General features: G+C 69.4%; 18 protein-coding genes and 1 tRNA gene. 15 read left to right on the top strand and 4 right to left on the bottom strand.

The window, feature by feature from the left end:
* Positions 1 to 120 precede the first annotated feature (120 nt).
* From AB4079_RS00260 to AB4079_RS00245, 4 genes are read left to right on the top strand one after another with little or no spacing between them, the layout of a single operon-like run.
* Entirely contained in the window at positions 121 to 957 is an 837-nt protein-coding gene (locus AB4079_RS00260; protein WP_441785268.1) for a carbohydrate ABC transporter permease, read from the top strand.
* Positions 954 to 1,772, top strand: a complete 819-nt coding sequence (locus tag AB4079_RS00255) for a carbohydrate ABC transporter permease (protein WP_441785267.1) — start codon at positions 954 to 956, stop codon at positions 1,770 to 1,772. The genes AB4079_RS00260 and AB4079_RS00255 overlap by 4 nt, the downstream gene beginning before the upstream one ends.
* A gap of 6 nt (positions 1,773 to 1,778) precedes the next feature.
* Positions 1,779 to 3,512 carry an amylo-alpha-1,6-glucosidase gene (locus AB4079_RS00250; RefSeq protein ID WP_441785266.1) on the top strand — a complete coding sequence of 578 codons (1,734 nt, stop codon included), beginning with the start codon at positions 1,779 to 1,781 and terminating at the stop codon, positions 3,510 to 3,512.
* Positions 3,509 to 5,419 carry a glycoside hydrolase family 127 protein gene (locus AB4079_RS00245; protein ID WP_441785265.1) on the top strand — a complete coding sequence of 637 codons (1,911 nt, stop codon included), beginning with the start codon at positions 3,509 to 3,511 and terminating at the stop codon, positions 5,417 to 5,419. The genes AB4079_RS00250 and AB4079_RS00245 overlap by 4 nt, the downstream gene beginning before the upstream one ends.
* Before the next feature lie 45 nt (positions 5,420 to 5,464).
* On the opposite strand, the gene AB4079_RS00240 is transcribed toward AB4079_RS00245, so the two are convergent.
* Positions 5,465 to 6,265, bottom strand: coding sequence for a LysM peptidoglycan-binding domain-containing protein (locus tag AB4079_RS00240; protein WP_441785264.1), 801 nt, complete (start codon positions 6,263 to 6,265; stop codon positions 5,465 to 5,467).
* Between the two features lie 428 nt (positions 6,266 to 6,693).
* On the opposite strand from AB4079_RS00240, the gene AB4079_RS00235 reads away from it, so the two are divergent.
* From AB4079_RS00235 to AB4079_RS00220, 4 genes are all read left to right on the top strand, one after another.
* Positions 6,694 to 7,140: an FAS1-like dehydratase domain-containing protein gene (locus AB4079_RS00235; RefSeq protein ID WP_441785263.1), complete on the top strand. Its 447-nt coding sequence runs from the start codon at positions 6,694 to 6,696 to the stop codon at positions 7,138 to 7,140.
* A complete protein-coding gene (locus AB4079_RS00230; protein WP_441785262.1) occupies positions 7,140 to 7,565 on the top strand; it encodes a MaoC family dehydratase in 426 nt (141 codons plus the stop codon). Before AB4079_RS00235 ends, AB4079_RS00230 begins: the two co-directional genes overlap by 1 nt.
* The gene (locus AB4079_RS00225) at positions 7,562 to 8,701 is read left to right on the top strand and encodes a UDP-N-acetylmuramate dehydrogenase (RefSeq protein ID WP_441785261.1); all 1,140 of its coding nucleotides are present in this window, start codon (positions 7,562 to 7,564) and stop codon (positions 8,699 to 8,701) included. The genes AB4079_RS00230 and AB4079_RS00225 overlap by 4 nt, the downstream gene beginning before the upstream one ends.
* 122 nt (positions 8,702 to 8,823) lie before the next feature.
* Positions 8,824 to 9,645 carry a hypothetical protein gene (locus tag AB4079_RS00220; RefSeq protein WP_441785260.1) on the top strand — a complete coding sequence of 274 codons (822 nt, stop codon included), beginning with the start codon at positions 8,824 to 8,826 and terminating at the stop codon, positions 9,643 to 9,645.
* Between the two features lie 35 nt (positions 9,646 to 9,680).
* Here the strand turns inward: AB4079_RS00220 and AB4079_RS00215 are convergent, their stop codons facing one another.
* From AB4079_RS00215 to AB4079_RS00205, 3 genes are all read right to left on the bottom strand, one after another.
* The gene (locus tag AB4079_RS00215) at positions 9,681 to 11,771 is read right to left on the bottom strand and encodes a RecQ family ATP-dependent DNA helicase (protein ID WP_441785259.1); all 2,091 of its coding nucleotides are present in this window, start codon (positions 11,769 to 11,771) and stop codon (positions 9,681 to 9,683) included.
* A gap of 396 nt (positions 11,772 to 12,167) precedes the next feature.
* Positions 12,168 to 12,470, bottom strand: a complete 303-nt coding sequence (locus AB4079_RS00210; protein ID WP_441785258.1) for a hypothetical protein — start codon at positions 12,468 to 12,470, stop codon at positions 12,168 to 12,170.
* Positions 12,471 to 12,492: 22 nt separating this feature from the next.
* Positions 12,493 to 13,767 carry a PspC domain-containing protein gene (locus AB4079_RS00205; protein WP_441785257.1) on the bottom strand — a complete coding sequence of 425 codons (1,275 nt, stop codon included), beginning with the start codon at positions 13,765 to 13,767 and terminating at the stop codon, positions 12,493 to 12,495.
* 114 nt (positions 13,768 to 13,881) lie between these two features.
* Between AB4079_RS00205 and AB4079_RS00200 the strand changes: the two genes are divergently transcribed.
* The 7 genes from AB4079_RS00200 to rplA all read left to right on the top strand — a co-directional run bounded on the left by AB4079_RS00200 (position 13,882) and on the right by rplA (position 18,700).
* The gene (locus AB4079_RS00200; protein ID WP_441785256.1) at positions 13,882 to 15,099 is read left to right on the top strand and encodes a PspC domain-containing protein; all 1,218 of its coding nucleotides are present in this window, start codon (positions 13,882 to 13,884) and stop codon (positions 15,097 to 15,099) included.
* The gene (locus AB4079_RS00195) at positions 15,096 to 15,785 is read left to right on the top strand and encodes a LuxR C-terminal-related transcriptional regulator (RefSeq protein WP_441785255.1); all 690 of its coding nucleotides are present in this window, start codon (positions 15,096 to 15,098) and stop codon (positions 15,783 to 15,785) included. Before AB4079_RS00200 ends, AB4079_RS00195 begins: the two co-directional genes overlap by 4 nt.
* Before the next feature lie 196 nt (positions 15,786 to 15,981).
* A tRNA-Trp gene (locus tag AB4079_RS00190) sits at positions 15,982 to 16,054 on the top strand.
* A 42-nt stretch (positions 16,055 to 16,096) separates the two neighbouring features.
* Complete coding sequence (secE, locus tag AB4079_RS00185) at positions 16,097 to 16,369, top strand: preprotein translocase subunit SecE (protein ID WP_441785254.1); 273 nt, start codon at positions 16,097 to 16,099, stop codon at positions 16,367 to 16,369.
* 73 nt (positions 16,370 to 16,442) lie between these two features.
* On the top strand, positions 16,443 to 17,366 hold the full coding sequence (nusG, locus tag AB4079_RS00180; RefSeq protein ID WP_441785253.1) for a transcription termination/antitermination protein NusG: 924 nt from the start codon (positions 16,443 to 16,445) through the stop codon (positions 17,364 to 17,366).
* Positions 17,367 to 17,505: 139 nt separating this feature from the next.
* Complete coding sequence (rplK, locus tag AB4079_RS00175) at positions 17,506 to 17,937, top strand: 50S ribosomal protein L11 (RefSeq protein WP_441785252.1); 432 nt, start codon at positions 17,506 to 17,508, stop codon at positions 17,935 to 17,937.
* A gap of 73 nt (positions 17,938 to 18,010) precedes the next feature.
* Positions 18,011 to 18,700, top strand: a complete 690-nt coding sequence (gene rplA, locus AB4079_RS00170) for a 50S ribosomal protein L1 (RefSeq protein ID WP_441785251.1) — start codon at positions 18,011 to 18,013, stop codon at positions 18,698 to 18,700.
* Positions 18,701 to 18,778 lie beyond the last annotated feature (78 nt).

Here is an 18,778-nt window from a genome sequence, read left to right as displayed (position 1 = left end):
CGTGATGGGGCGGCGGCCACCGCCGCCCCATCACGGGCAAGGCCGCACCCCGGGCCGGGCTCCAAGACCCGGTCCAGAAGGTCGCCGCAGTGGGCCGCCTGGGCGTTTCTCGCTCCGGTCGTGATCTACCTGGCCGTCTTCTACGCCTACCCCCTCTACCGCAACCTCGAGCTCAGCCTGCGCGACTACACCGTCCGGTCCTTCGTGCAGGGCGGAGCGCCGTTCGTCGGATTCGACAACTACATCAAGGTGTTCCAGAACCCCACCTTCGGGCCGGCGTTCCTGCACACCGCGCTGTTCACGATCATCTCGATCATCTTCCAGTTCACGATCGGCATGGCCCTTGCGGTGTTCTTCTACCAGAACTTCCGCCTCTCGGCGACGCTGCGGGCGCTCTTCCTCGTCCCGTGGCTCCTCCCGCTGATCGTGTCGGCCTCCACCTGGTCCTGGATGCTGAACAGCGACTCCGGCGTCGTGAACGCGGCGCTCAACGCCTTCGGGCTGCCGGGGATCAACTGGCTCACCTCGCCGGACTGGGCGCTCACCAGCGTGATCATCGCCAACATCTGGATCGGCATCCCGTTCAACCTGGTGATCATCTACTCGGGACTGCAGAACATCCCCACCGAGCTGTACGAGGCAGCTTCGCTGGACGGCGCCAACGGCTGGCAGAAGTTCTGGCGGATCACCTTCCCCCTCCTCAAGCCGGTGTCGGCGATCACCATCCTGCTCGGCCTGATCTACACACTGAAGGTCTTCGACATCATCTGGATCATGACTCGCGGCGGCCCCGGCACGTCGTCGACGACGTTCGCGACCTGGTCCTACCAGCTCGGGTTCGCGTCCACGCTGCCGGACTTCAGCCCGGCGGCCGCGGTGGGCAACGTGCTCATCGTCATCGCGCTGATCTTCGGCTTCATCTACATCCGCACCCAGCGAAAGCAGGACATCGCATGATCGGGAAGCGACCGTGGTGGAAGACCGTCGTCGGGGTCGTGCTGACCCTGATCATGCTCTTCCCCGTCTACTGGATGATCAACGTCTCCCTCACCCCGGCCACCGAGATGCGGAAGAGCCCGCCGAACCTGTTCCCGATCCACGCGACGTTCGAGGGCTACCAGGCCGTCCTGAGCCAGCAGCTCCCGTACCTCGGCACCAGCCTGCTGATCGGCCTGGGCACGGTGATCCTGACCGTCGCCCTCGCCGCGCCGGCCGCGTACTCACTGGCCAAGCTGCGGCCCAAGGGTCGGGGCGCGCTGAATTTCGTGCTGCTGATCGCGCAGATGATCCCCGGGATCATCATGGCGATGGGGTTCTACGCGATCTACCTGAACGCCGGCATCCTCAACACGCTGTGGGGTCTGATCATCGCCGACTCCACCCTCGCCGTGCCGTTCGGCGTCCTGATCTTCTCCGCGTTCATGGCGGGAATCCCCGACGAACTGATGAGCGCGGCCAAGATCGACGGCGCTGGCCCGTGGCGCACCTTCCGCTCCATCGTGCTGCCGGTCAGTCGCAACTCGATCGTCACCGTCTCGCTGTTCGCGTTCCTGTGGGCGTGGTCGGACTTCATCTTCTCGTCCACGCTGAACAGCGGCGGGAGCCTGCAGACCATCACCCTCGGCATCTACAAGTACATCGGCAACAACAACCAGGAGTGGAACGCCATCATGGCCACCGCCGTCGTCGCCTCCATCCCCGCAGCCGTGCTGCTGGTCGTCGCCCAGCGGTACGTCGCCGCCGGTGTGACCGCCGGCGCTGTGAAGGACTGATCCGGGGTGCAGCCGACCGAACTGGAACTCGACATCGACGAGGTCCCCTTCTCCGTCCGCGGCGCCTGGATCGACCTGTCCCGCATCGTAGGTCTCCACCGGCGCGCCGATGAGGTGCACCTGGTGACCCACCAGACGGGGATGCATCCGATCTTCGCTCTCGTCCCGCACGCGGGCGGCGAGGCGGTCAACACCCGCACAGTCGCCAAGCCGCACATCCTCTCGTGGATCGCGGAGGAGGGAACGGTCGAGGCGGTCTTCGACGGAACACGGGCCATCCGCGTCCGCGGCAGCGGTCTCGGGATGCGCTTCGAGGCTTCCTCGGAGCTGACCCCGTTCTCCGGCGGTTACCTGTTCCGGGACCCGTTGGACGGGTCCATCGTGCTCACCAGCTATGAGTCCGGGCGGCGCTACCGGCTGACGGTGCTGGACGGCGACGTCTCCGTCGCCGGCGCGGGCGTGGTCGGAGCGGCCGAACGAGCGGTCTCCCTGGACGGCGCGGCGCCGTGGGAGGTGGCGGTGGAGGAACTGGGAACGGCGGCTGTGCCCTACGACGCCGGCACCCCCTTCGACGAGCTGGTGTCCCGCCGTGAGACGGAGTTCCGCGACTATGCGCGCGCGATCGCCGGAGACGCTGACGGAGATGTGCGGGCCGATGCGGCGGCCCTCAAAGCCGCGTACGTGCTGTGGTCCGCGACGGTGTCGCCCTCCGGGTTCGTCGGGCGGGAGGCCATCCTCATGTCCAAGCACTGGATGGACAAGGTGTGGAGCTGGGACCACTGCTTCAACGCACTGGCGCTGGCCGAAGCCGACCCGGACGCGGCTCTGGCGCAGTTCCTCCTCCCGTTCGACCACCAGGATGCGTCCGGCGCCCTGCCCGACTCGGTGACGCACTCGGAAGTGCTCTACAACTTCGTCAAACCGCCGATCCACGGCTGGGCCTTCGCCCGGCTGCGGGCGCGGTCGTCGCGCACCTTCAGCACCGCCGAACTCCGGGAGGTGTACGAGCGGATGGCCGCGTGGACCCGGTTCTGGCTGGACTTCCGTCGCGCGCCAGGGCAGCCGTTGCCCTACTACCAGCACGGGAACGACAGCGGGTGGGACAACGCGACCATGTTCGACACCTCCCGTGTGGTCGTCGCGCCGGACCTCGCGGCGTTCCTCCTGCTGCAGCTGCGAGAGCTGCGCGACCTGGCCGACCTCCTCGGCGAGTCCGGCCAGCAATGGGACACCGAAGCCGCCGCGCTGGAGGCCGCCCTGTTCGCGCGGCTGTGGGCCGGCGACCACTTCACGGCCGTCGACGCGACCACCGGGCAGCCCGCACCGGCGACCAGCCTGCTGAACTCCCTCCCGATCGTCCTGGGGGAGCGGCTTCCGGACGACGTCGCCTCCGCGCTCGCCGCCACGATCGCGGAACACCTGACCGAGTGGGGTCCGGCCACGGAGCCTGTCGACTCACCCCTCTACGAGAGCGACGGCTACTGGCGTGGACCGATCTGGGCCCCGTCAACCGTGCTGATCGAGGACGGACTACGTCGAGCAGGACACCACGACCTGGCCGACCGCGTGAGCGCGAGCTTCCGTGCCGCCTGCGAGCGCTCCGGATTCGCGGAGAACTTCGACGCCGTCACCGGCGAGGGGCTCCGCGACCGCGCCTACACCTGGACGGCGAGCAGCTACCTTATCCTCAGCATCGACGCCGCCCGGCGCAGCCGAGCCGACTCTTCAGGAGAACGATGACCGACACCCTCGACGCCACCAGTACGGGAGGCCCGGTGCGGCCTTCGCGGTCCCGTCTCCGCCCGCTCGGACCCGACGAAGTGCGCATCGTCGGCGGCTTCTGGGAGGCCAAGCAGACACTGAACGCCACCGCGATCATCGACCACTGCCTGACGTGGATGGAGCGGATCGGCTGGATCGGAAACTTCGACCGCGCCGCCGCCGGAACGGTGGCCGAGCACCACGACGGCATCGAGTTCGTCGACTCGGAGGTGTACAAGCTGCTGGAGGCCATGGCCTGGGAGCTCGGCCGCACCCAGGATCCGGACCTCGAGTCGACCTACCGCTCTCTGGTCGCCCGGGTCGCCTCCGCCCAGGAACCCGACGGCTACCTCCACACGTCCTTCGGTCGGGAGGGGCAGCGACCGCGCTTCTCCGGCCTCGAGTGGGGTCACGAGCTGTACTGCTTCGGCCACCTGTTCCAGGCCGCCGTCGCCCGCGTGCGCACCGGACACCTCGACCTCATCGTCGATGTCGCGCGCCGGCTCGCCGACCTCGTCTACACCGAGTTCGGGCCGGACGGGCGTGACGCCATCTGCGGGCACCCCGAGATCGAGCCGGCACTCGCCGAACTGGGACGCGCACTGTCGGAGCCGCGGTACCTGGAGCTGGCCAGGATCTTCGTCGAGCGCCGCGGTCGCAAACGCCTGAAGACGAACCTGTTCCAGTCGAGCGAGTACTTCCTGGACGACGTCCCGGTTCGGGATGCGGACGTCCTGCGCGGCCACGCGGTGCGAGCAGAGTACCTCGCTGCAGGCGCCGTGGACGTGGCCACCGAGTTCGGCGACACCGGCCTGCTGGACGCGGTGAAACGTCAGTGGACGAACACCCTGGCGGCGCGGACCTACCTGACCGGCGGGGTCGGCTCCCACCACCAGAACGAGGAGTTCGGAAGCGACTACGAGCTGCCGGCCGACCGTGCCTACGCGGAGACGTGCGCCGCCATCGGCTCGGTCATGCTGAGCTGGCGGCTGCTGCTGGAGAGCGGCGAGGCGAAGTACGCCGACCTCATCGAGCGCACCCTGCTCAACGCAGTCCTCGTCTCGCCGAGCGAGGAGGGCACGGCGTTCTACTACGCCAACACCCTCCACCAGCGCACGCTCGGGTCCGTCCCGGCCGCGGACGAACTCAGCGAGCGGGCGGAGGCGAGTCTCCGGGCGCCCTGGTTCGAGGTCTCCTGCTGCCCGACGAACGTTGCCCGCACCCTGGCCAGCGTCCAGTCCTACTTCGCGACCGCGTCGACGGACGGCATCCAGATACACCAGTTCGGTGACCTGGACATCGCAACCACCGTGAGCGGTGCGCCGGTCCGCGTGCGCGTCCGGAGCGGCGGCTATCCGTTCGACGGCCGCATCTCGATCACGGTCGAGGCGGACGACGAGCTGGAGTTGAGCGTCCGCATCCCCTCCTGGGCGGACGGTGCCGTCGCGTCGATCGGCGACGAAACGCTGCAGCCTGAGGATGGCAACGTCCGGTGGCGAGGAACCTTCGCCCCGGACGAACCCCTCCTGCTGGACCTGCCGATGGCGCCGCGGGTCACCTACCCGGACCCCCGGATCGATGCGCTGCGCGGTACCGCGGCCGTCGAGCGCGGTCCGCTCGTGCTGTGCGCCGAATCCACCGACCTCCCGGACGGCACGCACGTGGATGCGATCCGCCTCGACCCGGCGAACCCGCCGACTGCGACCGCCACCGGGTCATCGGCGTCGGTCTCCATCGTGGCGCCGCCGTCAAGCGGTTGGCCGTACGGCTCGGCTCCGGATGCAGACGTCCGGTCGTCGACCGTCGTCGAGCTGCGTCCCTACTTCCGGTGGGCGAACAGGGGGCCGAGCACCATGCGGGTGTTCATCCCGCTGGACGGCGAATGACCCCTGGCCGCCACCGAAGTCATCGGCGGTGGCGGCCAGGCACCCTCACTGTCTCCAGCTGGGAGCCGCGCCCCGATCGGCCGGGGAGAGGTTGTAGACCGTCCCGTACCGCAGGTCGGGTGTCTCAACGGCGCCGTCGTACGGATTGAGATAGCCGAACTGTTCTCGCGTGAGTGCGAAGCGCGCCAGGATGGCCTCGACGGTGTCGCCGGGTGCCACAGTGTAGGTCGAGGGATGGCCGCCCGTGGTCGTCACGGCGCCCTCGGCGTGCGCGCGCCGGCCGTGGTCGCTGACGGTCAGCTCCGCGTGCGTCGGCGGAATGCTCCAGTTGAGCGTTGCCGCCGCCAGCACGGGGTAGACGCACCCGTCGTCGTTCGGTTTTCCGGCATCCGCATCTACGCGGAGTACGGCTGTGTGCAGGTAGGTCGGGTCGACCTCGAACGGGCCGCCGGCGACCCCGATCGGCAGCGACCAGGCATCCTGCTCGCCCTCGACGGCGTTCATCACGAACGACCAGGAGTCGGCGGCGCACTTCGCCGTGACCGGGTTGGGGCTCAGCTGCAGGTCGAGCTGACCGGTGGCGCTGGAGTGGAAGTCCGTCAGCGTCGCTCTCACCCTGTTGCCCGTGGCGGTCAGGGTGATCCGACCTGTGGCTTCGCCGGTGGCCGACGGGAGGGTGCCCGTCGCGATGACGCCGTCAAGCATGGGTTGATCGGCCGTGGCGTCCACTGTGGTGCTCGAGGGTGAGGGCGTTGCCTGCGCTCGGTGACCGGGGCTGGTACATGCTGTGAGACCGAGTGCGAGCAGGGCCGCTGCGAACATCGCGACGACGGGGTGGGATCTCACAGCCAGAGCCTACTGGGGGCTGTCATTCAGGCGAGTCGATCTGCGACGGGATGGTCGGTCGGGGGCGCGACACGCCGGTGAGTCGCAGCACGTGCGAACTCAAAATGTCGGTGGTCGCCCGTAATCTCGGGGCAGAGAGAAAAAACTCCAAAACACAACATGTAGTGGAATGACAATCGTGTCATTCGGGTTATATAGTGGGTGAACACCGCAGGACGCGGTAACCAAGACTTCTAGGGGAGGCCATCATGGACTACGAAAACGACAGCGTTGGCGGCTACTCGGTTCCCGTCGACCCCATGGACCTGCTGCAGTGTGACAGCTGCCAGTAAGGCGCTAGCACCGAGCACGAAGACCCCGGAGGCCACTGGCCTCCGGGGTCTTCCGCCGTCCGGGCGGCGTGCAGCGCCGATCGTTAGAATCGACGGGTGCCAGTGAATCCAGAGCTGCAGGGGCGGGAGTTCCCGCCCACCCGGCCGTACCTCGTGGGGCGCGAGAAGGTGCGCGAGTTCGCGCGGGCCGTCTTCGCGACCGACCCCACCAACCTCGACGTTGACGCGGCCCGGGAGGCCGGCCACCCCGACCTGGTCGCGCCGCCGACCTTCCCGGTGGTGGTGCAGGAGGCGACCCTCGCGCAGCTCCTCGCCGAGCCGGATGCGGGCATCGACTTCAGCCGCGTCGTCCACGGCGACCAGCGCTTCACCTTCAGCCGCCCGGTGTTCGCCGGCGACGAGCTGACGGCGACGCTGCGCGTCAGCTCGGTCAAGTCGCTGGGCCCCCACTCGATGGTTACGGCCGAGTCGACCATCGTCGACGCGGACGGTGCCCACGTGGTGACCGCCACATCCACCCTGGTCGTGCGAGGAGACGAGTGATGGCCGCGCCGGACTTCGACAGCCTGAGTGTCGGCGATGTGGTCGCCGAGCGGTCGTTCGAGCTGAGCCGCGACTCCCTGGTCCGCTATGCCGGAGCCTCGGGCGACTTCAACCCGATCCACTACCGCGACGACGTGGCCACCTCGGTCGGCCTCCCCGGCGTGATCGCCCACGGGATGCTGACCATGGGTCTCGCCGTGCAGCCGGTCGTCGACTGGGTCGGCGACCCGGCGCTCGTCGCCGACTACCAGGTGCGCTTCACCCGACCCGTTGTCGTCGACCCGTCCGACGGTGCCACCGTCTCGGTCTCTGCCAAGGTCGGTCAGCTGGACCCGGAGGCTCGCGTCGCCCGCATCGACCTGACGACCACCTTCGGCGGCGAGACGGTGCTGGGTAAGGCGCAGGTTCGCGTCCGTTTCGCATGACCGGCGACATCCCGGCGCTGGCCGAGCTCACCACGATCCGTGTCGGCGGTGTCCCGGCGGACTTCGTGGCCGCGGATGACCGCGGTGCCCTCATCGAGGCCGTCCGGACCGCGCGCGCCTCGGGCGAGGGCTGGCTGCTGCTCGGCGGCGGCTCGAATACGGTCGCGAGCGACGAGGGCTTCGACGGGACGGTGATCCACGTCCGGACGCGGGGCGTCGACCGTCTGCCTTCTGCCGAGGGCCGCATCCGCATCCGGGTGCAGGCCGGCGAGCCGTGGGACGAGTTGGTCGCGCTCACCGTGCGCAACGGCTGGTCGGGTGTCGAGGCGCTCTCCGGTATCCCCGGTTCCACCGGCGCCGCTCCCGTGCAGAACATCGGGGCGTACGGCCAGGAGTTGGAGTCCGCGCTCGTCGGGGTCGAATTCCTCGACGACGGCTCGGGCGAGGTGGTGTACCTCACGCGGGACGAGTTGGGCCTCGGGTACCGGACGTCCGTGCTCAAGCGCGGCCGACTGGGCGTTGTGCTCTCCGTCGATCTGGAACTGTCCGACGGCACCGTCCCCGGTGATGTGGGCGCACCCCTGAGTGCACCGGTGGCGTACGCGCAGCTCGCCGACGCGCTCGGCGTCTCGCTCGGGTCGCGCGTTCCCGTGGCTGAGCTCCGGCGTGCGGTGCTCGCCCTGCGCTCCTCGAAGGGCATGGTGCTGGACCCGGGCGACCCCGACTCGGTCAGCTCGGGATCGTTCTTCACCAACCCGATCGTCTCGGAGAGCTTCGCCCGGTCGCTGCCGGCGAATGCGCCGCGATGGGCCCAGGAGCCCCCGGAGCCGGACGCCGTGATCAGCATTCCGCCCGGCGGCGTGCACCCGCTCGACGTGCCGCCGCTCGCCGCGAGCGAGTACACGGTGAAGCTCAGTGCCGCGTGGCTGATCGAGAACGCGGGGATCCGCCGCGGGTTCGCGCTGCCGGGATCCGGCGCCGGGATCTCGTCGAAGCACACGCTCGCGATCGTGAACCGCGGGGGAGCGACGGCGGCGGACGTGGTGCAGTTGGCCGACTTCATCCAGTCGCGGGTCCAGGCCGAGTTCGGTGTGATGCTGCAGGCGGAGCCGGTGCTCGTCGGACTGTCGCTCTGACGGCTGCCGTCCACCGTTCGTGAGGGTGACACCCGGCCGACTCTGAGAGTATTCACACGCTGGTATCCATAGGCTGAAGGCACCGCGGCGCGCTCGTGCCGATACGGAGCAAAGGGGACGACATGGGATTCCTTGACCGCCTGCTGGGACGCGAGGAGCCGCGCCCGAACGGCTCTCAGACGCAGAACCCCACCTATCCGCCATCCGACGCCGGCGCCAGTGCTGGCGCGCAGACTGCTGGACACGCGCGCAGCGCGGACGAGATAGCGGTCGAACGGTATCGTTACCTGCTGCGCACCGCTCCGCCCGAGACGATCGAGCAGGTCCATGAGGAGGCGTTCGCGAAGCTGTCGCCGGACCAGCGCCGCTTGCTGTTCCAGCAGCTCAGCGCGGCCGCGCCGGCGGGGGAGCAGCCGCGCGGCGACGACCCGCGTTCGCTCGCGCAATCGGCCACCCGGTCGGAGCTGCGCCAGCCCGGGACCCTCGAGCGTGCCCTCGGCGGCGGTCCTCGGGGCGGCGGCTACGGCGGGATGGGCTTCGGCAGCATGTTCGCCAGCTCCCTCCTGGGGAGTGTCGTGGGCTACGTGATCGGGTCTGCTCTGGTCGGCGCGTTCCTTCCCGGTCCGGGCGACAACCAGGCGGATGGCGGCTCCGGCGACCAGAACGGCGATAACCAGAACGCCAACGACCAGAACGGTGACAACCAGAACGCCAACGACCAGAACGGTGATGGTGGCTCCGGTGATGGCGGCCAAGGCGGTGATTCCGGCGTGGAGAACGCCTCCGGCAACGACGGATCCGTGGACGCGGCCGGCTGGGACGGCGGCGGTGACCCCTCCGGTGGTGGCGATGCGGGAGGCTGGGGCGGCGGCGACTGGGGCGGATTCGGTGGTGGCGGCGACTTCGGTGGTGGCGGCGACTTCGGCGGCGGCGACTTCATCTGACGGCTGCGGCGGGCGGCGCATGGTCGCTGCCCTGCCTAGCTGCGGAGCGCGGCGGCGAAGGGCAGCACCGATGACGCACCGGCGCGAAGCAGCTCCTGCCCGGCGACGGTGAGCGTCCAGCGGCTGTCGACGAGATCGTCCACGAGCAGCACCGGAGCGCCGGCAGGCACCTCCAGTCCGTCCGCGGAGAAGTGGTCCCAGACGGACCCGAGTCGGAAGGCGCTGTTCCCTCCGGGCTCGCCGGACGGCGGGCCACCGCGCCATGCCAGCGTCCCGACGAACGGCAACCGGCCGACCGTGGCAAGTCCTTGTGCGAGCGACTCCACGAACAACGGCCGGCGTCGTGACGGCATCGCCGCGATCGCGCCAGGGCGCGTGACCCAGTCCCAGTCGGCCAGGACCCGGATGCACGCATCGAGCACGGCCGGCGGGATCGGCTGGTCCGGCGCACCGTCTGCCAGCAACTCACGGAGCCGTCCGCCCCAGCCGAGATCGGTGAGGCGCGCCAACGCACGGCCGGGCTGCAGCTGCTGCTCCGGACGCAACTTGCCCTTGACCGCCACACCGAGCCGGTCGGCCCCGGTCGGCCACAGCTTGCGCGGCTCGATCTCCACACCCACGCGATCGAGCAGCGAGCCGACCTCGCCAGCGGTCGCACCATCCACCTCGGAGGGGTACCAGACGCCCGCGCAGTTGTCGCAGCGGCCGCAAGGCCCCGCAGCTGGGTCGTCGAGCGCCCGCTGCAGAAACTCCATGCGGCAGCCGGTCGTCGATTCGTACTCCAGCATCGAGCGCTGTTCGGCTTCCCGGGCAGTGGCGATCCGGGCGTAGCGTTCCTCGTCGTACTGCCAGGCAGCGCCGGTCGCGACCCAGCCTCCGCTCACCCGCCGCACGGCGCCGTCGACGTCGAGCACCTTCAGCAACAGTTCGAGCGTGGACGCCCTGAGGTCCACCCTGCTCTCCAGGACACGGGTCGATTGCGCCTGGCTGCCGAGCGCCTCCAACACCGCTGCAGCCTTCTCCCGTGACGGCATCGACGCTGTCGCGAAGTACTGCCAGATAGCGCGGTCCTCCGGCCCGGGCAGGAGCAGCACATCCGCGTTCTCGGTCGCTCGCCCCGCTCGCCCGACTTGCTGGTAGTACGCCACCGGTGACGATGGTGCACCCAGGTGCACGACGAACCCGAGGTCCGGCTTGTCGAAACCCATGCCGAGAGCGCTGGTCGCGACCAGCGCCTTGACCTCGTTGCGCTTCAGCCGACCCTCCAGGTCTTCCCGCTCGGCGGTGTCCGTCTGTCCGGTGTAGGCGTGCGCCTCATGGCCGGCGCGCCGGAGCACCCGCGCGGTGTCCTCCGCCGCCGATACCGTCAAGGTGTAGACGATGCCGCTCCCGGGAAGGTCGGCCAGGTGCCCGGCCAGCCACGCCAGCCGGGTGGTGGCGTCGGGCAGCGGCAGTACGCCGAGTCGCAGCGAGCGCCGGGCGAGCGGTCCCCGGATCGTCAGCACCTCGCCGTCGCGACCGGAGCCCAGCTGCTCCACCACGTCGGCGACGACGCGCTCGTTGGCGGTCGCGGTGGTGGCGAGCACGGGAACGCCCTCCGGGAGGAGCGCGATCAGGTCGCGCAGCCGCCGGTAGTCGGGGCGGAAATCGTGGCCCCAGTCAGAGATGCAGTGCGCCTCGTCGACGACCAGCAGGCCACTGCGCTCTACGAGCGCGGGAAGTTGGGTATCGCGGAACTCCGGGTTGTTGAGCCGTTCCGGAGAGACGAGCAGGACATCCACCGAGTCGTCTCGCAGGCGAGCGGCTACATCGTCCCATTCGTGCCGGTTGGCGGAGTTGATGGTGACGGCTCGGACGCCCGCGCGTTCGGCGGCCGATACCTGATCGCGCATCAAGGCCAGCAACGGTGACACGAGGATGGTCGGGCCGGCCCCACGCGCCCGGAGCAGCATGGTGGCGACGAAGTACACGGCCGACTTGCCCCACCCCGTCCGCTGCACGACCAGAGCACGTCGGTGATCGTCGACCATAGCGGTAATCGCCTCGAACTGCCCATCGTGGAATTCCGCATCCGGTCGCCCGACGAGGGCGCGGAGGCGGACGAGGGCGTCGGTTGCTGTGGTCATAGAGCCATCGTCTCAGGGACGCCCGACGCCCAGCCCGCTGCGGCGGAAATCAGTGGACAACCCCCACCTGGCCGAGGTTGTGGACGGTCGTCTCGGGGGCGTGGCGAGCGCGTCGGAGATCTGGGCCCGGATCTCCGACTGGCCGCGGCCCGTMGGACGCCGCCGCCGGGCCACGGCCGAATCTCCGACACAAGCGCCGGAATCTCCGACCCAACCGCCCCCGCCGAGCTGCCTGCCCGCCGCGCCCATCCGCACCCCGTCGGCCCGCCGCTCCCATCCGCCCGTCCGCCCGTCCGCGAGTCGTGACTACATGTCGCAACTCGTCAATCTTTAGGGCAACGAGTCACGACTCGCGCGCCGTGCGGCTAGCGCCGACGGGGCGGTCGGGAGGTACTGCTACCGGACGCGGCGACGCTGCGACGCGCGGATGCCGCCGAGAAGCGCCGACACCACGATGATCAGCCCCAGCAGGGCCGCCCCGAGCGCCCAGGCCGAACCGGGCTCCAGGGAGGCTATCCACGCCCGGGTTCCGGCCGCGCGCTCCGGCGACGACACGATGGAGAGCGTCACGGCGGCGAAGGCGATGAGGACCACTCCCCACACCACGCCTCCCCAGCGGATGGCAGCGTGCGCCACCGACGGGGCAGTCGAAATACGTGTGGTGGATGCTGGGTCGGTCGTGTTCTGCGGTTCGGTCATTTCCGTGGCTCCTTGTCGGATCTCAGTACTGGAGGAGGGCGGGGACGCCCTCCGTGGTGATGCGGAGCCCGGCGAAACCGTCGCCCGTCAGGAACAGGGCCACCCCGGTAAGCACGGCGAGCAGGATCCCGAGGAAGATGAGGAAGCCGCTGCGGCGACGGGCGAGCCCGGCGATCAGCACGACCACCCCGACGATCAGGGTCGCCGCCGCGAAACCGGCGGCCGTGGTGTAGCGGGCGACGCCCTCCAGCTGCGGCCAGACGATGGCCACGACGGAGCCGGCGACAAGCGCAAGGCCGACGGTGAGCCAGCCGATGGCGGCACCCAACCGCGGGTTCGCCGCACGGTACGCTTCCCGGCGGGCGGCCGCCTCTGCGGTGGCGACTGCGACCTGGCTGCGGAGCTCGGCGGACCGCTGAGCCTTCACCGCCCGCATGTCGGCGGCGAGGCGCTGCTTCCAGGCCGCATGGTCCGCCCGCCATTGCGCCTGACGCTGCCGCCAGTCCGCGAGCTCATCCGTCGAGGCGCCCTGCGGCGGCGCGGGCGGCGCTGTCGGCTCGGCCGCGACGTCGAGCTGCACCGTATCCGCGGGCTCCGCCGCATCCGGAGCCGCTGTCGCCGGCACGGTCGAGGCGCCGGCAGCCGAGGCGCTGGCGGCCGACGCGCCGGCAGCTGAGGTCCCGGGAGCCGAGGCCCCGGCAGGAGATGCCTCCGCAGTCGCGCCGCCCGGCGCTGACCCCATCGCCCATGCTCCCTGCCCGCTGCGCGACGCCGCTGCCCGGGCTTCGGAGTTGCGCACCGCGACGACGATGAGCGCGATCACCGCACCGATCACCACGAGAGTCCACACCACCCGGCCGATGACGTCGCCCCAGGCGGAGGCGTCCCAAAATGCTCCGTGCGCCCACCAGAGTCCGCTCGTCCACGGCAGCAGCGACAGCAGCACCATCACACCGATGGCCACGATCGGCGGCTCGAAGTCGTTCTCGAACAGGTTCTGCAGGTGGATGCGGCCGTCGCGGTCCGGGAGGAGGGCCCATGCCGCCGCGTACAGCAGCAGCACCGGGGCGCCCAGGACGCCGGCGACGAGGACGATGCCGCGCACGATGAGCGGATCGATGCCGAGCCGGTACGCGATCCCGGCGCACACTCCGCCGAGCCAGCCGTCGGCGCGCACGACGCCGAGCCCGCGCATCCAGTCGAAGAACCGGGTCCCGCGGCCGGCGAAACCGGACTGCGGGCCCCCGTAGGGGTTGCCGGGTGTCCCCACCGGCCGGGTCGATTCGTTCTGTGACATGCTCCCCATCGTGGCGGCGCGCCGGTTCGGCCGGTATCGGGTGAACCCCTGACCGAACCCTGATTCCGGACGCCTCCTGGTGCGGGCCGGTTCGGGGTCTGCTTGGATGCTGGCATGGCCTCCACAGTGCCCGCCGGGCCGCACGCGACGCACGAGCGCGCTTCGCACCCGCCGCTGGCGCGCCCGCGGTCGTGCGTGGTCAGCGGAGTGTCCGTCGCGCTGGCCGATCACCTGGGCTGGCCGGTCGCCGCGGTTCGCTGGGCTTTCGTCGGTGCCACCTTCCTGGGCGGGGGCGGCATCCTGCTGTACCTCTGGCTCTGGGCGCTGACGCCGTTGCGCGCGCCGGAGGCGGACGACCCGCCGGAGGGTGTCCGCCGTCGCGTGAACGTGCCGTGGGTGCTCGCCGGAGCGGGGGCGGCCGCGGGGATCGCGGCGGTCGTGCTGGCAGCGGGCGGCGCCTTGGGAGCCGGTTTCGGGGCGCTCATCGCCGCGGCCGGGCTGGTGGTGGTCGCGGTCGCCTGGGAGCAGCTGGCGGACGAGGAGCCGGCCGCCTTCGCCCCGCTCACCCCGACCGTCTTCCGCATCGCGTGCGGTGCCTTCCTGGTGGTGGTCGCGCTGGCGCTCGCTCTGACGCAGGATGCCGGTGGTCCGGGGATCCTGTGGCTGGGCATCCTGATCACCACGTTCGCCGGCGCTGCCGTGCTGGTGGCCCCGTGGGGACTCCGGCTGTGGCGTGAGCTCATCTCCGAGCGGACCGCACGAATCAAAGAGGAGCAGCGTGCCGAGATGGCCGCGCATCTGCACGACTCCGTGCTGCAGACCCTCGCGCTCATCCAGAATCGTGCGGGTGCGTCCAGCGAGGTGGGGAGGATCGCGCGGGCGCAGGAGCGGGAACTGCGCGACTGGCTCTACGCCGACGCCGCCGCGGTTTCCCGGCAGGAGGAGCGGGACCTGGCCGGCGAGCTGCGCGAGATCGCTGCGGCCCTGGAGGTGGACCACGCGGTGCACTTCGAGGTGGTCTCCGTCGGCGAGCCGGTGCGGGGGGCGCCGTCCGAGCTGGGGTCGGCCGCTCGGGAGGCGATGCTGAACGCGGCGCGGCATGCGGGCGGAGAGGTCTCGGTCTACATCGAGCACACGGCGGAGCGCGCCGATGTGTTCGTCCGCGACCGCGGGCCGGGTTTCGACGTGCGGGCGCTTCCCGACGGGCGGCTCGGCGTCCGAGAATCGATCATCGGGCGGATGCGGCGCGCCGGCGGCCAGGCGACGGTCACCGCGCGCGACAGTGGCACCGAGATCCACCTGAGTATCGAGATTCCGAGTGAGGCGACATGAGTGAACCGACCGGCACCTCCGGGACCGTCACCGTCGTGGTGGTCGACGACCACTCCATCTTCCGATCCGGCCTCCGCGCCGACCTCGATCAGCGGCTGGATGTGGTGGGCGAGGCCGCCGACGTGGATGCTGCGGTCGCGGTCATCCTCGAGACGCGGCCGGAGGTGGTGCTCCTCGATGTGCACCTGCCGGGCGGCGCGGGCGGCGGGGGAGCCGAGGTGATCCGGCGCGTCGGCGCCGACACCAACGCCCCAGAGGCCGCGGCCACCCGGTTCCTGGCGCTGAGCGTGTCGGATGCCGCGGACGATGTGGTCGGGGTCATCCGCGCCGGTGCCCGCGGCTACCTGACGAAGGGGAGCTCAGGACGGCAGGTGAGCGACGCGGTACTGGCCGTCGCGGGCGGCGACGCCGTGTTCTCGCCGCGGCTCGCCGGCTTCGTCCTCGACGCTTTCGGCGCCGCGTCCGGGGAGCAGGCGGAGTCGACCGACGAGTTGGACCGCCTGTCGGCACGCGAGCGCGAGGTAATGCGGCTGATCGCCCGCGGCTATGCGTACAAAGAAGTGGCCTCCGAACTGTTCATCTCGATCAAGACCGTCGAGACGCACGTCTCGGCCGTGCTCCGCAAGCTGCAGCTGTCGTCCCGGCACGAATTGACCGCATGGGCACTGGAGCGGAAGCTCCTCTGAACGGCCGCTTTGCGGGTGACCGTCGGCGTCCCGTACACTTGACGCGGTGGTTGAATCTGCCAAGCTTTTCTGCGCCCTTTTTTGAGGTCGGCGACGGCAGCCCTACTGCCCTCGGCCGGGCATCCGCAGCACGTTCGGATGTTCGATCGGCTAGCCTTGAGACCGGAAGCAGAGAGCTATGACGGTTCGCTTTCCTAGGGCGGTAGCTCAATTGGCAGAGCAGCGGTCTCCAAAACCGCAGGTTGCAGGTTCGATTCCTGTCCGCCCTGCAAGTCGGCATTCCGATGTCGATCCACGAAAGGTGTAACGAGGTGGCCCGAAAGGTAATCGACGAGCCGAGCGAGGAGATCGTCGCCAACGCGAAGAAGGACAGCGCCGCGCGGCGCAACCCCTTCGCGCGGATCGCCCTGTTCATCAGGCAGGTCATCGGCGAACTCAAGAAGGTCGTCACGCCGACCCGCAAAGAGCTCTTCAGCTACACCGGCGTCGTGCTCGTATTCGTGATCATCATGATGGCTCTCGTGTCACTCCTTGACTGGGTGTTCGGCATGGGTGTCGTCTGGGTCTTCGGAAACCCGAAGTAGACGACGTCGACCGGGCCGCGCTGGACCTTCCGGCAAACATCTGGCCCTCCCGACAAGAAATGGAATGAATTCAGTGTCTGAGACGAATCGCGACGACGTGGACTGGGCTCCTGCTGCGGAGCAGTCCTCCGAAGACGACGAGGCGCAGACCGGCAACGTCCTCGCGAGCGAGGACGAGGCGTCCGACGCCGCCGAGCACGAAGCGCTGCACGTCGTCGCCGACGACGGCACCGAGATCGACCTCGACGCCGTGCTGGACGCGATGGCGGAAGCGGTCGACCCCGAGGCCGACCGTGCCGTCGATGAGGCCCTCGAGGTCGACGACGAGGACGAGGCAGAGGCTGCCCAGCTCGCCGTCGAGGACGAGGAGGACGAGGCCGTCGCCGACCCGTACGAGGCGTTCCGCACGGAGCTCCGCTCCAAGCTGGGCAAGTGGTACGTCATCCACTCCTACGCAGGCTTCGAGCGTCGGGTGAAGTCCAACATCGAGAACCGCATGGTCTCGATGAACATGGAGGACTTCATCTACGAGGTCCAGGTCCCCATGGAGGACGTGGTCGAGATCAAGAACGGCCAGCGCAAGATGGTCAACCGCGTGCGCATCCCGGGCTACGTGCTCGTGCGCATGGATCTCAACGAGGACAGCTGGTCGGTCGTCCGCCACACGCCGGGCGTCACCGGCTTCGTCGGCAACGCGCACAACCCGACGCCGCTGCGTTTCGAAGAGGCCTTCTCGATGCTGAAGAGCCTCGTACAGGTCGAGGCGGCGCCGGCCAAGGGTGCAGCGAAGGGTCAGAAGTCCACCGCACGCGTCATCCCCGCCGAGGTCGACTTCGAGATCGGCGAGACGATCACCATCAAGGAGGGCTCGTTCGCGGGCCTGCCGGGGTCGATCAGCGAGATCAAGCCGGAGAGCGGCAAGCTCACCGTCCTCGTCTCCCTGTTCGAGCGCGAGACGCCGGTCGAGCTCAGCTTCGACCAGGTCACCAAGCTCTAGGGAACATCCAGAGCCTCCCCGCTGTTTTCCAACAGATCCCCACAGATTTCACTATCACCGGGTCTCGGAAGGGCCGAGAAACCGGGAGAGCGCCAGGGCTGCGGCCTGAACCGCTCGAATACATAAAGAAGGAAGAGACATGGCACCGAAGAAGAAGGTCACCGGTCTGATCAAGCTTCAGATCAACGCCGGCGCTGCCAACCCGGCCCCGCCGATCGGCCCGGCCCTGGGTCAGCACGGCGTGAACATCATGGAGTTCTGCAAGGCGTACAACGCGGCCACCGAGTCGCAGCGCGGCAACGTCATCCCGGTCGAGATCACCGTCTACGAGGACCGCTCGTTCACGTTCGTCCTGAAGACGCCGCCGGCCGCCGAGCTGATCAAGAAGGCCGCAGGCGTGCCCAAGGGCTCCGGCGTCCCGCACACCAACAAGGTCGGCAAGCTGACCCAGGAGCAGGTGCGCGCCATCGCCGAGCAGAAGATGGTCGACCTCAACGCCAACGACATCGACGCGGCGTCGAAGATCATCGCAGGCACCGCCCGTTCGATGGGCATCACGGTCGAGGCCTGAGGCCCCGACTCCACCAGACACTTCGTGGAAGAGCCGGCCAGGCTCGCACCACATTCTCGTTAGGAGAAATCACATGGCACAGAAGTCAAAGGCCTACCGCGCCGCGGCCGACAAGATCGAGGCCGGAAAGTTCTACACCCCGGAGGAGGCTGTCGCCCTCGCCCGGGAGACCGGCTCCGCCAAGTTCAACTCGACCGTCGAGGTCGCGCTGAAGCTCGGTGTCGACCCCCGCAAGGCGGACCAGATGGTCCGCGGCACCGTCATCCTCCCTCACGGTACGGGGAAGACCGCCCGCGTCATCGTGTTCGCGACCGGCCCCGCGGCCGACGCGGCCATCGCGGCCGGTGCGGACGAGGTCGGCGGCGCCGAGCTGATCGAGAAGGTCGCCGGTGGCTACACCGACTTCGACTCGGCCGTCTCCACTCCGGAGCTCATGGGTCAGGTCGGACGTCTCGGTAAGGTGCTGGGCCCGCGCGGCCTCATGCCGAACCCGAAGACCGGCACCGTCACCCCGGATGTGGCCAAGGCCGTCTCCGACATCAAGGGCGGAAAGATCGAGTTCCGCGTCGACAAGCACGCCAACGTCCACTTCGTCGTGGGCAAGGCCGGCTTCACCGCCGAGCAGCTGAACGACAACATCACGACCGCCCTCGAAGAGGTCGTGCGTCTCAAGCCGTCCGCCTCCAAAGGCCGCTACATCCAGAAGGGCGCCGTGTCGACCACGTTCGGCCCGGGCATCCCGCTGGACGTCAACGCCATCTGAGTTCGTTTCACGAACATCCCGACGGGGTCGGGGCCGCCTGCCGGCCCCGGCCCCGTCGGCGTTTTCCCGGGCGGGGCG

Source organism: Leifsonia sp. 2MCAF36 (assembly GCF_052115525.1).
Taxonomy (GTDB): domain Bacteria; phylum Actinomycetota; class Actinomycetes; order Actinomycetales; family Microbacteriaceae; genus Leifsonia.
This window is presented reverse-complemented; position numbering and strand designations above follow the sequence as displayed.

What these genes read in the sequence shown, in the direction of transcription:
- AB4079_RS00255 (WP_441785267.1), top strand. Translation starts at nt 954, where the DNA reads ATGATCGGGAAGCGACCGTGGTGGAAGACCGTCGTCGGGGTCGTGCTG.
- AB4079_RS00245 (WP_441785265.1), top strand. Translation starts at nt 3,509, where the DNA reads ATGACCGACACCCTCGACGCCACCAGTACGGGAGGCCCGGTGCGGCCT.
- AB4079_RS00230 (WP_441785262.1), top strand. Translation starts at nt 7,140, where the DNA reads ATGGCCGCGCCGGACTTCGACAGCCTGAGTGTCGGCGATGTGGTCGCC.
- AB4079_RS00225 (WP_441785261.1), top strand. Translation starts at nt 7,562, where the DNA reads ATGACCGGCGACATCCCGGCGCTGGCCGAGCTCACCACGATCCGTGTC.
- AB4079_RS00220 (WP_441785260.1), top strand. Translation starts at nt 8,824, where the DNA reads ATGGGATTCCTTGACCGCCTGCTGGGACGCGAGGAGCCGCGCCCGAAC.
- AB4079_RS00215 (WP_441785259.1), bottom strand. Translation starts at nt 11,771, where the DNA reads ATGACCACAGCAACCGACGCCCTCGTCCGCCTCCGCGCCCTCGTCGGG.
- AB4079_RS00210 (WP_441785258.1), bottom strand. Translation starts at nt 12,470, where the DNA reads ATGACCGAACCGCAGAACACGACCGACCCAGCATCCACCACACGTATT.
- AB4079_RS00205 (WP_441785257.1), bottom strand. Translation starts at nt 13,767, where the DNA reads ATGTCACAGAACGAATCGACCCGGCCGGTGGGGACACCCGGCAACCCC.
- AB4079_RS00200 (WP_441785256.1), top strand. Translation starts at nt 13,882, where the DNA reads ATGGCCTCCACAGTGCCCGCCGGGCCGCACGCGACGCACGAGCGCGCT.
- AB4079_RS00195 (WP_441785255.1), top strand. Translation starts at nt 15,096, where the DNA reads ATGAGTGAACCGACCGGCACCTCCGGGACCGTCACCGTCGTGGTGGTC.
- rplK (WP_441785252.1), top strand. Translation starts at nt 17,506, where the DNA reads ATGGCACCGAAGAAGAAGGTCACCGGTCTGATCAAGCTTCAGATCAAC.
- rplA (WP_441785251.1), top strand. Translation starts at nt 18,011, where the DNA reads ATGGCACAGAAGTCAAAGGCCTACCGCGCCGCGGCCGACAAGATCGAG.